This window comes from Chloroflexota bacterium (assembly GCA_023475225.1).
In the GTDB taxonomy this organism is placed as follows: domain Bacteria; phylum Chloroflexota; class UBA6077; order FW602-bin22; family JAMCVK01; genus JAMCVK01.
In genome coordinates, this window is record JAMCVK010000039.1 from 1 (window position 1) to 13,307 (window position 13,307).

Consider the following 13,307-nt stretch of genomic DNA (forward strand, 5'->3'; position numbering starts at 1 on the left):
AATCTTAGCCAGAACCACCGCTCGCTTGTTCTCCTTCTTGCTCAACGTCACCATCTCCGTATTCATACTTTAATGGTGACATATTCACTGAACAGTTAACAGGTGACAGAATCATAGACCATTCACATAGTTGGAAACTGGGCATTGACAAAATAATAAAGTATGATATAATGTAATCGATTACAGTAATCGGTTACATTATATCGTAGCAAGCTGACCCATAAAGGCGGCATAATGACCATTAAAGATGTCGCTCGCCACGCCGGCGTTTCCGTAGCGACCGTTTCTCGCGCCCTGAATCGACCCTCGGTAGTTCATCCCGATACTCGAGTGAAGGTACTGCAAGCGATTGAAGAGCTGCAATACATTCCCAACTCCTTCGCCCGAAGCCTGACAACCCAACGCAGTGGCCTCATCGGGCTGGTTGTCCCTGAGATTACTAATCCCTTCTTTTCCTACGTGGCCCAAGGTTGCGAGGAACAGTTGCGAAATCACCAGTACGGTATGGTTCTCTGTAGAACCGGTTTGCAGGGGGCAGGGGAAACTGGAATTTATAGATTACTTCGTGGGCGCCAGGTAGATGGGGTAATCCTGGTCAGTCCCCCCCTGTCGGATAGGGCACTGCCTGAATTCATTCAGGATACACCAGTGGTTTATGTGGATCACGATCCCAGCTCAGCCAGCGCTGATGTTATCTGCATAGATAATGCTGGAGGAGGGCGGCTAGCTGCAGAGCATCTGATCGGGCAGGGGCACTGCCATATCGCCATTGTCGTTGGTTTCCCTGGCACCTACGCAGGCGCTGCCCGTCTCCAGGGTTTCCGAGAGGTTGTGCGTGAGCATGGCCTTGTTCTGCCTACGAATTATGTTGAAGCCGATGGCTTCAATCTGACAGAAGGGGCTTCAGCCGCTGAGCGCTTGATGGCACTCGATCTCCATCCAACGGCCATTTTCGCCAGCAACGACCTGCTCGCACTCGGACTCCTTCGAGGCTTGCAGGTACTCGGTTGGCGTGTGCCAGACGATGTAGCGCTCGTTGGGTTTGGCGATCTTCCCCTCTGCCAATTCTCCACCCCCTCTCTCACATCGGTCGTCGTTGACAAACATGAACTAGGGCGTCAAGCGGCAGAGTTATTAGTATCACGCATCGAATCACCGTCACTGGCAAAGCGTCGGGTAATCTTGCCAGTACATCTAGCTGTACGTGAATCAAGCATTTCTCGTCAAGTAGGTAGGGATTTCTGAAAGGTATCAGCTCGTCGCCAATGAGCCAAAAGTTGTAGATAATAACGCTTATCAATCTGCCCGCTGTGGCCGCGGACTTGAAAATATTTTGTAGAGGTCATAACAGGAGGACAACAATGACCTTGTTGCTAGCCAAGTTACGCGGCGAAGTTGCGCTGACTGCACTGCAGATGTTCCGTTGGGGACTGGTCAGAGGAACATCCGGGAACGTCAGCGCGCGTGATCTTAAGACCGGTTACGTGGTAATTACCCCCTCGGGCCGTGACTATGAAACGATCACAGCTGAAGATGTAGTTGTCATCACTGCATCAGGCGAAGTCGTCGAGGGTCGTTGGCGGCCCTCCAACGAGACACCTCTGCACACGGTCTGGTATCGAGAGCGTCGGGATGTACATGCGGTCGTACACACGCACGCCCCCTATGCCGTAGCGCTCTCCATGGTGTGCCCCGAACTGCCTGCTGCAATGCCGGAAATCATTTTTAAACTGGGCGGCAGCGTGCCGGTCGCGCCTTACACAACACCTGACACCGAGCAACTGGGGCTGGAAGCGTTACGGATTATCGGAGACCGCAAGGGCGTCATCTTACAAAACCATGGCACGGTCAACATCGGTGAGACCTTAGATGAGGCCCTGCACGGCGCGGTCAGTTTGGAGGATGCAGCATACATCTATTATCTCGCCTTGCAGGTGGGAAAACCTTTCTTGCTCCCCCCAGAAGAAGTGTGCAAGCTCCGGGGGCGCGCTGGTTACAAGGACTGAAGACGCTCAATAAGGAGACGGTTGCCATGTTGCCCAAGACTATGCAAGCGGCTATGTTCTACGGCCCGTTTGACCTGAGGGTGGAGGAGATTCCGGTCCCGCATCTGGGGCCACGCGACGTGCTCATCCAGGTGCAAGCGACGCTCACCTGCGGTACCGACGTAAAGAAATACAAGCGTGGTTATCCCTTACAGACACCGCCTTACATGCTTGGACACGAGACGGCAGGGAGAATCGTCGCTGTAGGGAAGGAAGTGAATGAGCGTTTCCTTCAACGACGTTTTGAGGAGGGGATGCGGGTTGTCTCGACAAACCTGGCCCCATGCAACGAGTGTCATTACTGTAAGATCGGCTGGCAGAACGTCTGTGAGCATCAGGTCTTCATCTCTGGTGCCTTTGCCGAGTATGTACTCATCCCAGAGCAGGTGGCGCGTCAGAATCTCCTACCCATCCCCAATGGCCTTTCCTACGAGGAAGCCGCCCTAACCGAACCTCTCGCCTGCGTGATTCATGGCATCGAGGAATCGCACATCCATCCTGGCGATACGGTTGTCATCAATGGCGCAGGACCGATGGGGCTTCTCTTCGTCCGGCTGGCGAAACTTCAGGGAGCCCGTGTCATCGCCACCGACCTGAGCGCAATTCGACTCGAATTTGCCCGGCGCTTCGGCGCTGACGAGGTGGTCGTAGTTGGCGAAGCGGACGATCAAGTGGAAGCCATCCGTATGCTGACGGACGCTGGGCGCGGGGCAGATGTTGCCATCGAGGCCGTTGGGCTGCCAGGGGTATGGGAGAAGACAATTAAGATGGCACGCAAGGGAGGCCTAGTCAACCTCTTCGGTGGCTGTGCTGCCAACACCAGCATCACCATAGATACGAAATTGCTCCACTATTCTGCTCTGACTATCAAGGGGGTCTTTTCCTATAAGCCTGGCCATGCGGTGCGGGCATTGGAGATGATCCGGTGGGGCGATGTGGATGCCCACGCCTTTGTCAGTGGCCGCGTGCCCCTGGCCCACGTTGAGGATGCTTTGAAGCGCATCCTGGAGCAAGATGGTATTAAGTATTCGATCATCCCACCCCAGTCCGAGCTAGCTGTGTGAGCCTCCATGGATGTTAGAAAAGGAATGACGAGGGTGTTGACGATCCTGAAACACTGGGGCGACGCGGACTTGGAACAGCGACAAGTGGGGACACAAGGCCGTGTTGTCTCTCGCTCTTGCACCAGCCACGCCGAGTTGGTCGCCGCCGTGCAATCGGAGTGTGACGTCCTGCTGGCCAACGGTACTGTCCCACTGGACCAGGAGATATTTGGGGCGAGCGAACGGCTAGGGCGTGTCATTTGCTATGACGTCGGCCCACTGACCTGGGTGGACCTGGACGCGGCGACCAGGTACGGTGTCGTCGTTGCTCAGCCGCGTACCCGGTCTCAGAACGCAGTTGCCGAATATACCCTGGCGCTCATCTTTACTCTGGCTCGCCATCTGGCTTCAGCGATAGCGGTTGGGCGGGCTGGGGGGTGGCCCAAAGAAGCACGAGAGCATCTGAGGGGGTTTGAGCTGCAAGGGAAAGTGTTGGGAGTCGTCGGCCTGGGGCGCATTGGACAGCTCGTGGCAGAAAAGGCGTCCGGCCTGGGATTGCGCGTGGTGGCTCACAGCCCGCATACCAATCAGGGCGAGAGCACGGTGCCGCTGCTGAGTTTGCCAGACTTGTTGCGACAGGCCGACTTCGTTTCCCTGCATGCGCGTTTGTTGCCCGACAATCATGGGTTGATTGGTGAGGCGGAGTTGCGCCAGATGAAGCCGACCGCATTGCTGGTGAACACAGCCCGTGGTGCGTTGGTGGATGAGCACGCCTTGGTGCATGCTTTACGGGAAGGATGGATCGCAGGAGCAGCGCTTGATGTGCTCACAGACGAGCCCCCACTGCAAGATCATCCGCTCCTGCGCATGGACAATGTCATCATTACTCCTCACGTGGCCTGGAATACTATCGAGGTGTGCGCGCTGGAGAATGAGGATCTAAAAGATGAGCTACGCCGAGCGGTAAGCGGTCAGGTTCCGCTCCACTGCGCCAACCCGGAAGCCATAGGGGGCCGAAAGGAGGTGAGGCGAACAGATAATTTGAAGTGAGATCGTTAATATATCGAAATGTCCCGCCGGCGGGGGATGGTGTCCCCCAAATTTTGCAAGATGAAGTGGGTATTTGCGGTGACTTGCCCCGCACCCCTTTTCAGGGTTGAAATGGCAAGTGTTCGCACACAGAGGAGATGAAAGATGTTAAAACCAGCAAGGTTTCTGTGCAGTCTAGGGCTCATTCTGAGCCTGCTGCTCACCTCATGTTCCTTGGTAGCTCCCACTACAGCAACCCCCACTCCCCAGAAGCCACCGACGGTCGTCCGCTTTGCCAGCTGGCAATGGGGAGAGCCAGGCTTCGGTGATTTCTATCGGGCAGCAGCGAAAGCGTTCGAAGTGGCAAACCCTGCCATCCACATCGAAGAGTATAGTCTTCCGGTAAGCCAGTACTTTGACAAGATGCTTATTGAGGTCCAGTCCGGCTCGCCCGCAGACCTTATCATGCTACGGGGCGCCAACTATCTGCAGTACGTCAGCATGGGAGTGCTCAAGCCCCTTGACGACTATCTGGCCAAAACTGACATCCTCAGCCGCTGGGACCCGGCGCAGACCTCCGTCCTCAAAGTCGATGGAAAGATTTATGGCTTGCTGATGATGACGCGCAACTATCAAATCGTCTATAACAAGAAGGCTTTCGCCGCGGCGGGCATTGATAAGTTCCCGCAGACACCAGAAGAGTTCTACGCAGCAGCGGTAAAGCTGACAAAGAAGGGGATCACCGGTGAGCAAAATTATGGCTACGCCTTTGCCACAACCCAGAAGGACTATGGGTTCTATGAGGACATCGTGCTCTGGGTGAACTGCTTCGGCGGCAACTTCGCCAGAGATGGGAAAGTCACAGCGACCGACCCGAATACTATTAAGGGTTTGGCGTTCATGAAGAGCCTCTTTGATGCCGGCGTCACCCCCAAAGGTGTTGGGTTCGATCAAACGCAACAGTGGCTTGCCGAAGGCAAGTTAGGAATGTTGCACGGCGGCCCCTTCGTCTATAAGTTCATCGAACAGCGATTTCCTGACAAGATTCAGGACATTGGCTTCGCTGGCTTGCCCTCTCCCAACCACACTTCCACCGGTGGGCCGCAGAACGTTCTGGTCATCCCTGCTGCGGCCAAGAACAGTGACGCTGCCTGGGAGTTTATGAAATTTTTGGCCCAACCGGACTGGCAGCGCAAATTTCCCGAGATGACCTTTTCGCTTCCAGGCATGGGCGATGCTCTGAGTCCTGATTTCCAGGCAAAATATCCCTGGTTCAAGATCTTTGCTGATGCTCAACCTTACACCATCACCATCGCGCCCCCTGGCTTCGAGATTTATTTCAGCGAGTGGCAGAAACTGGTGGGGGATAAGGTGGAGGGGATGTTCTATAATAACAGGCCACCGGCTCAGGTCGCCCAGGATATCCAGAAGACGTTGGAAGAGTTTGTCGCGAGCAAGAAGAAGTAGTAATTCAGGTACTGTTGAAGACACGGCTGAAGCAGCTGAACCAGTTGGGTCTCCCCTGAACAAAGTCACTATTCAGCCGGAGCGCTTTGCCGCGCGCTGGGGGTGTCTGCGCGGCAAAGCGCTCCCTTATATGCTGGTGGCGCCCTCCATGCTTGTGATGGGTCTGATCATCCTTTATCCCGTCGCCTACGCCATCTGGCTGAGCCTGCATCAGGTGGACTACCTGCGTCCACAGACAGGGCGCCCTTTCATTGGGCTGGCAAACTACGGACGTCTCCTCGGTCAAGCCGACTTCTGGCATGCGACCTGGGTAACGTTCGTCTATGCAGTGGGTACCATGCTCGGTTCCTTTCTCATCGGTCTCGTCACGGCCCTGCTGCTGAACGAGAAGTTTAGGGGAAGGATTGTCGCCCGTACCATCATCATCCTCCCCTGGGCTGTGCCATATATCGCGGCCATCCTCACTTGGGAGTGGATGCTCGACAATGACTACGGTGTAATCAACTACATCTTGATCAAATCTGGATTCATTGTCAAAGGAATCACCTGGCTTGTAGACCCTTGGGCAGCCATGTTCGCCGTCCTGATGGTGACCGTGTGGACACAATACCCCTTCGTTACCCTGATGCATCTTGCTGGCCTGCAAGGGATCGCACCTGAACTCTACGAAGCCGCCATCGTTGACGGGGCGGGAGCGTTGAACCGCTTTCGCTACATTACTTGGCCCGGCCTAAAGGGGGTTAATACAGCCATCATCATCCTACTGGCGATATGGTCCCTCAAACGCTTCACGATCATCTATGTGATGACCGGGGGTGGTCCAGTGGGTGCCACTGAAACGTTGGTGATACAAACCTATCGACAAGCCTTTTCCTTCTATAACATGGGCTATGCTACGGCCATTGGTACGATCATTCTGTTGGTTTCGTTGACTTTCAGTTTAGTATATTTAGGTGTCCAGATGCGGCGTGGGGAGTTATGAGATGGTTGCAAGTACACGGCAATACAGCCGGTTCGGCCATAAGTTAGGCGCCTGGGTGAGATCGGTTCTGCTCTATATTATCGTCATTATCACTTCTGTGATTGCGTTCTTCCCCTTATATTGGATGTGCGTCACCTCCATGTTGTCGCGCGGCCATATATTCGTCTTTCCCCCCGCTTTCCTGCCACCGCGGCTCAGCCTTGCTAGTTTTGCTGAGATTATGGAGGCCAGACCCTTGCTGCTCTGGTTTGGCAACACGCTGCTGGTCACTGTGAGCGCAGCGGTTCTTGCCCTCTTCGTTTCTACCTTTGGCGCTTACAGCCTGTCGCGCTTTCGCTATCGAGGGCGGTTGACAATAATTACCTTGAATCTCATCACCCAGATGTTGCCTGCACCACTCCTTGTCATCCCGCTGTATGTGATCTTTAGAGACTTCCATTTACTTGATACGTATGTGGGCCTTATCGCCGCGTACACTACCTTCACCCTCCCCTTGTGTATCTGGACCCTTAAGGGTTTCTTTGATAGCGTCCCCGTTGAAATAGAGGAGGCAGCAATGATAGATGGCTGCTCGCACATCGGCGCGCTCTTCCACATCGTTCTGCCCTTATCACTGCCCGGGCTGGCGGCGACGACTCTCTTTGCGCTCATCACCGGTTGGAACGAGTTCATCCTGCCGGTAACATTGATTAACAGTCAATCCAAGTGGGTGATGGGGGTAGGCCTCAGCAGTTTCATTGGTGAATATCTTATCAGCTGGAACCAAATTGCCGCCGCGGCGATTGTTATGGTCTTGCCCATCGTAGTGGCCTTTGCCTTCTTGCAGCAATACCTCATTGGTGGTTTGGCCAGTGGTGGGTTGAAGGGTTAAGGGGGAGGTCCCGTGTATGAGGTGGTACAAAGGAAATCTACACACACATACAACGAACAGCAACGATGGCAAATCCACGCCTCAAGAGCTATGCAACTGGTATCGGGATCACGGGTACGACTTCCTGGCGTTCACCGACCACGACCACATCACCGATGAGACGGATTACCAATCACCCGACGGCTTACTGACAATCCGCGGCGAGGAGGTGAGCAGCAACCACTTGCTCGCGCTAAACGTGTGGGATCTGATAAATAAGCAGTTGCCCATGCAGGAGAAAGTTGAGCATGTGTGCCAGCAAGGCGGGTGCTGCATCGTTGCACACCCCAACTGGCAGCACGATCACTGGCCGCTGGCGCTGTTAGAGTCCACCGTGGGCTACATCGGCATAGAAATCTTCAATGCCAACATCACCACCCTGGAAGGGTCGGCCTTTGCGCTCGACAAGTGGGATCAACTGTTAACCAAAGGACGCCAGGTGTGGGGGATGGCTTCAGACGATGTGCACGACCTGGCGAGAGGCTTAGCTGGTCGTGGCTGGGTCGTAGTCCGTGCACCTGAATTGAGCCAGGCGGCGATCCTGGGCGCGCTGGTACGCGGCGATTTCTACGCCTCCACTGGTGTTGAGTTGGAAACGCTTTCGATGGACAAGGGCACGCTTTACATTGCGGCATGCCAGGCTCAGGAGATCATCTTCATTGGCGAGGGAGGACAGATTTTGGAACGGGTAGGGGGAAGTGTAGCTAGGTACATCTCTCGGGGTGATGAGAAGTACGTGCGCGCGGAATGCCGGGGTCCGCAAGGAGCAGCTTACACCCAGCCATTGTTCGTCTCCCCGTCGTCCTTTGGTCGCTAGTGGGTGACCTAGAGGATATCCCCATGTCCACACCCCTGGTGTATCACGCTGAACAAACATATGGTCACCATGGATGATAAGCGATATCCTTGGTCAAGGTGGCAGTATGGGCTCTCGCCGCTATTCGTAACGCTCAAATGGCAGCCGAGCCGCGAGCGGTAACGAACTAAACCTTTACCGGTAGTCGGCTTACTGCTTTCCCGATTCGGTCGATGGCCTTTTCAATGTTTTCGATGGAGTTGGCGTAGGAAAGCCGAATGTATCCCTCACCATACTCGCCAAACGAAGCCCCTGAGAGGCCGGCTACGCCTGCCTCGTTCAGCAGGTAGTCAGCGAAAGCCCGCGAGCTCATCCCTACCCCCTTTACGTTAGGGAAGACATAAAAGGCACCGTGGGGCTTGCGACAGGTGATGCCGGGAATGCTGTTCAATCCTTCAACGATGACATCGCGCCGCCGCCTGAACTCAGCCACCATCCGCTCTACCTCATCCTGGGGCCCCTTAAGACCCTCTATGCCGGCCCGTTGCGTGAAGGAAGCTGTACAGGAAACGGTGTTGGTCATCAAACGGGCGATATGGGGGGCGAGCCCCTCCGGCATCACGCCATAACCCAACCGCCAGCCCGTCATAGCGTAGGTCTTGGAGAAGCCATCCAGGATGATAGTCCGCTCAGCCATACCGGGAAAGGTCGCTATGCTGGTGTGCTTCCCTTCGTAGATTATGCGGCAATAGATCTCATCAGAGAGCACGGGGATGTCGTTAGCTACTGCTACCTCGGCTATCTGGCGTAGATCATCGTCGCTAAGGATGCCGCCGGTTGGATTGTGAGGTGAGTTGATGATAATCAGCTTTGTCTTCGGGCCGACCTTTGACCGCAGCTCAGCCACGTCCATGCGGAAATCGTTCTCCTCACGCAGCGGGATGGGCACCGGCTTACCGCCGACGAAGTTGATCATAGACTCATAGATGGGAAAGCCGGGGTTAGGGTAAATCACCTCATCGCCTTCATCAACGAGGGCGATGATGACGAAGGACATTATTGGCTTACCACCTGGTGTGACTACGACCTGGTTGGCGTTGACCTTGATCCCTCTGCTTCGGGAGATATCCTCAGCGATAGCCTCCCGTAGCTCGGGAAGACCGGCAGAGGGGCCGTAGTGCGTATAACCGGAGTTCAGAGCTTGAATACCGGCGTCGATGATGTTGCGGGGGGTATCGAAGTCCGGTTCGCCGATCTCCAGGTGGACGACATCCATCCCCTTGGCCTCGAGGGCTCTGGCGCGCACCAACACTTCAAAGGCCGTTTCTGTTCCCAGACGATTCATTCGACTAGCTAGCTTCATTTCTAAACCTCCTTAGAATAAATATTGCTGGTTTCGTAACCGCTGTAGTGGTTAACTGGCTGCTTTCTGAACTAGCGCTCCTTGGGTGCGTAGGGCCCGCAGAATTCGCTCTGGCTTGGCCGGTAGCTCGTTGAGCCAGATTCCCAAGGCGTCGTTGATGGCGCTGTAGATGGCCGGTGGGGTAGGTATAGTGGCCAGTTCACCAAGCCCCTTTGCCCCGAAAGGCCCGTTGGGATCAGGAATCTCGATAAGAACGGGCACAAACTCGGCTGGAATATCCAGTGCAGTCGGGATCAGGTATTCGTGGAGGTCAAGGGTTTTAGCCCTCCCTTGCTCTTGAACGTACTCCTCAATCAGGGCGTAGCCGAGGGTCATCATCGCCCCTCCGTGGACCTGTCCCTCCGCCAGGGTTGGATTGATGATCCGTCCCACATCGTTGACGGAGATTAATTTTACCACTTCCGTTATCCCAGTCTCAATATCTACTTCCACTTCAGCTATCTGGCTGCAATAGCCAAAGGAGTAGTGGCCCATCCCGTCTCCTGTTGATCCGGTCTCTTTATCCATGGGCACAGTTAACGGTGGTATCCAGAGATGCTCTGTCCGGATAGGCGGCTCGGAAGCTGTCTCCGGTGGAGCAGAGCGCTGTATAGCGGTGACGACAGTGTTGAAGGGAACAGACCGGTGGGGTGAGCCTTTGACGTAAATTTGGCCCTCCTGGATCTCGAGATCCTCCACGGCGGCCTCCAGCAGTTCAGCAGCCTTTTGCAGGACCTGTTGTCTGGCCTCAGCAGCAGCCCGGCGGACAGCGTTGCCGGAGGTGAAGACGTGTCGAGAGGCGGAAGAGCTGCCCGCATCGGGAGCGATGGCCGTATCGCTCAGTACCATCTCAATCTTCTCTAGGGGCAAACCCAATTCAGTAGCGGCCATCTGGGCCAAGGCGGTGGTCACGCCCTGGCCAACCTCGCAGGCCCCGATCTTGACTGCTACTTTTTCTGGGTATACCTCGATGATGGCCGTGGCCCTATCGCTGAAGCCAAAGCTATAACCAACATTCTTGAAGCCGCAGGCAATTCCTACGCCGCGTCTCTTAGTTGGACCGGAAGGCCTCCCCTTTTTGGGCCAGCCGGCTACCTCGGCGGCGCGAGGCAGGGTCTCTCTTATGCCCACGCTTTCCGGCATCTTCTGCCCGGTGGCGAAGGTCGAGCCGGGACGGAAGAGGTTACGCAGGCGAAACTCCACTGGATCAAGCCCCAGTCCCTTGGCCAGCCTATCCATTTGCTGCTCATAGGCGAAGGCCGGCTGATTAGAGCCAAAGCCACGCCAGGCTCCAGTGAAGGTATTGTTCGTGTAAACGACATATCCATCAATCTTGATGTTTGGTACTTCATAGGGACCAGCGGCAAAGGAGACGCTATCGAGAAGCACAACAGGACTGGAGGAAGCGTATGCCCCTGCATCATAGACGATCTCTACCTCTATGGCTGTGAGTTTCCCCTCCTTAGTTGCCCCAGTCTTGTATCTCAGTACCCCTGAATGCTTTTTGGCCCGGACTAAGACAGTTTCCTCACGACTGAAGACCAGCTTCGCTGGACGTTTGGTCTTGAGGGCCAGCAGGGCAGCCAGGCTTTGGGTGATGATATCCTCACGAGCCCCGAAGGCTCCTCCCGTGGTCATCTGAATGACCCTCACCTTCTCTTCGGGCAATCCGAGGGCAAGGGCGATCTGATGGCGGTCAGCATGGGGCCATTGGGTGGCCGTCCAAACGAGCATATCGCCGTTCTCGTCCACTTTGGCCAGACTGGCATCGATCTGGAGATAGGCGTGATCGATCTTGGGAATGTAGTAGGTTTCCTCAACGATCAGATCGGCAGCGGCAAAGCCGGCGGCCACATCGCCCTGTCGGATTCTCCCACTCTTAAGGATATTGCCTTTATCGTGCACCTTGGGGGCATCAGGCTTCATCGCTTCCACAGGATCAAAGACAGCGGGCATCTCCTCATACTCTACGTCGATGAGATCGAGAGCCTCCTCGGCGATCTCCGCTGTCTCAGCGGCCACGACAGCCACCGCATCGCCCATATAGCGAACCTTATTCTTAGCTAGAATCGGTTTATCCATAACGGCGTGTCCTTCTTTGTTGACACCTGGAATGTCATCAGCTGTGAGGACGGCCACCACTCCGGGGTAGCGTTTGGCCCTCTCAGTGTTGATGCTCAGTATCCTGGCGTGGGGGTACCTGCTGCGCAGAACCCGGCCATGAAGCATACTCTCCATCTTCAAGTCGTCGGGATATTGGGCCTTGCCTGTAACCTTATCCAGGGCATCTACCCTGGCCACCCTTTGTCCAATCAGCGGCATCGTTTGCCTCCTTAATCATTGTGAGGTCTACTATCGGATACGCTTGACTACGGCTTGTCAGTCTGTCTGTAAAATATCAGTGGCCAGCTGGGCGTAAAGGCGCGCCGCTCGGGATACATCAGCCAGCCTGACCTGATCTTCAACGGTATGGCTATGGCGCGCCTCAGCCGGCCCAAAACCTATGGTCGGAATCTGTCTGATGCCCATAGTGTAACTGCCATCTGTCCCGAAGTCCCAGGTACCCACTGTTGGGCAGAAGCCAAGCGCCTGCTGGACGCTGCGGATCCCCATCTGGATGAGTTCGTGATCCTCGGGCAAAAGCCAGGCTGGGAAATATTCCTTGTTTTCGCGGACGTAGCCACGCCAGCTCGGCTCCCGGTAGGTTGTTACGGCCACTTCCGTTCTCGAATCAGGGCATACCTGAATGGCGATCTCTTGCAATTGTTCGAGGGCCTCCTCCACGCTCTCCCCGATGGTAAGACGCCGGTCAAGGTAAACTGTACAAGAATCAGGGATAGCATTCAGACTTCCGGCAGTCGATTCGATCTTGGTGACAGCGATCGTCCCCTTGCCCAGAATTGGCCCTTCTCTGAGTCGGCCATTGAGTTGGTCTAAAGCCGGAATGATCCTGGACATAGCATAAATGGCATTAACCCCTTGTTCTGGGGTAGAGGCGTGACAGGAACGCCCGAAAGCGGTCAGAGTCAAGGCCAGCCGTCCACGGTGTCCGCGCTTAATTTGGAGATCAGTGGCCTCACCCAAAATTACGTAATCTGGTCGGATTCCTTCCTCCTCCAGGAGTACTCTGAGGGCCAGCCCCTCACAATTCTCCTCCTGGACGATGCCTACTACGTATAGTATACCATTTAGTTCTGCTCCGCTCTGTATCAGGTCCTTGGCGCCATAAATCATCGCTGCTAAGGCAGCCTTGTTATCAGCAGTGCCGCGCCCATAAAGGATCCCGTTGTCTAGATGGCCTTTATAGGGATCGAAGGACCAGGAGGAGGGATCACCGATGCCCACGGTGTCCACGTGAGCATCGTACAACAGGGTTTTGCCCCCTTCCTTCCCCAGACGTCCGACCACGTTACCAATGCGATCGATCCAGACTTCGCTGAAACCTACCCGCTTCATCTCGAGCTCGATGCGTCGTATGGCCTTTTCCTCATGGTTGGAGGGACTCGGCAAAGCGATGAGCTCTTGCAGAAAATGGGTCATAGCCGCCTCATCAGCCGGAAGAAAAGTGATATCTGTGCTCACCCAACTCCTTTAAGTCGTTGCCTATAAGGCTATATTCTGGTTAGATTTACC

General features: G+C 55.2%; 11 protein-coding genes. 8 read left to right on the forward strand and 3 right to left on the reverse strand.

Annotated elements, in window-relative coordinates:
- Nucleotides 1-234: 234 nt before the first annotated feature.
- The 8 genes from M1136_10110 (at nucleotide 235) to M1136_10145 (ending at nucleotide 8,293) form a co-directional block, all read left to right on the forward strand.
- Nucleotides 235-1,245 carry a LacI family transcriptional regulator gene (locus M1136_10110; GenBank protein MCL5075983.1) on the forward strand — a complete coding sequence of 337 codons (1,011 nt, stop codon included), beginning with the start codon at nucleotides 235-237 and terminating at the stop codon, nucleotides 1,243-1,245.
- Nucleotides 1,246-1,361: 116 nt separating this feature from the next.
- The gene (locus tag M1136_10115) at nucleotides 1,362-2,006 is read left to right on the forward strand and encodes a class II aldolase/adducin family protein (protein ID MCL5075984.1); all 645 of its coding nucleotides are present in this window, start codon (nucleotides 1,362-1,364) and stop codon (nucleotides 2,004-2,006) included.
- A gap of 26 nt (nucleotides 2,007-2,032) precedes the next feature.
- Entirely contained in the window at nucleotides 2,033-3,109 is a 1,077-nt protein-coding gene (locus tag M1136_10120; protein ID MCL5075985.1) for a zinc-binding dehydrogenase, read from the forward strand.
- Nucleotides 3,110-3,133: 24 nt separating this feature from the next.
- Nucleotides 3,134-4,138, forward strand: a complete 1,005-nt coding sequence (locus tag M1136_10125) for a D-glycerate dehydrogenase (protein ID MCL5075986.1) — start codon at nucleotides 3,134-3,136, stop codon at nucleotides 4,136-4,138.
- A gap of 144 nt (nucleotides 4,139-4,282) precedes the next feature.
- A complete protein-coding gene (locus tag M1136_10130; GenBank protein MCL5075987.1) occupies nucleotides 4,283-5,584 on the forward strand; it encodes a sugar ABC transporter substrate-binding protein in 1,302 nt (433 codons plus the stop codon).
- A 148-nt stretch (nucleotides 5,585-5,732) separates the two neighbouring features.
- On the forward strand, nucleotides 5,733-6,566 hold the full coding sequence (locus M1136_10135; GenBank protein MCL5075988.1) for a sugar ABC transporter permease: 834 nt from the start codon (nucleotides 5,733-5,735) through the stop codon (nucleotides 6,564-6,566).
- A 1-nt stretch (nucleotide 6,567) separates the two neighbouring features.
- Entirely contained in the window at nucleotides 6,568-7,437 is an 870-nt protein-coding gene (locus M1136_10140; protein ID MCL5075989.1) for a carbohydrate ABC transporter permease, read from the forward strand.
- 16 nt (nucleotides 7,438-7,453) lie between these two features.
- Nucleotides 7,454-8,293: a CehA/McbA family metallohydrolase gene (locus M1136_10145; GenBank protein MCL5075990.1), complete on the forward strand. Its 840-nt coding sequence runs from the start codon at nucleotides 7,454-7,456 to the stop codon at nucleotides 8,291-8,293.
- 166 nt (nucleotides 8,294-8,459) lie between these two features.
- Here M1136_10145 and M1136_10150 read toward each other — a convergent pair whose 3' ends face one another.
- The 3 genes from M1136_10150 to M1136_10160 are packed head-to-tail and all read right to left on the reverse strand — an operon-like array spanning nucleotide 8,460 to nucleotide 13,256.
- Entirely contained in the window at nucleotides 8,460-9,635 is a 1,176-nt protein-coding gene (locus M1136_10150; GenBank protein MCL5075991.1) for a pyridoxal phosphate-dependent aminotransferase, read from the reverse strand.
- A 51-nt stretch (nucleotides 9,636-9,686) separates the two neighbouring features.
- Complete coding sequence (locus tag M1136_10155; GenBank protein ID MCL5075992.1) at nucleotides 9,687-11,996, reverse strand: molybdopterin-dependent oxidoreductase; 2,310 nt, start codon at nucleotides 11,994-11,996, stop codon at nucleotides 9,687-9,689.
- A 57-nt stretch (nucleotides 11,997-12,053) separates the two neighbouring features.
- Entirely contained in the window at nucleotides 12,054-13,256 is a 1,203-nt protein-coding gene (locus tag M1136_10160) for a YgeY family selenium metabolism-linked hydrolase (protein ID MCL5075993.1), read from the reverse strand.
- Nucleotides 13,257-13,307 lie beyond the last annotated feature (51 nt).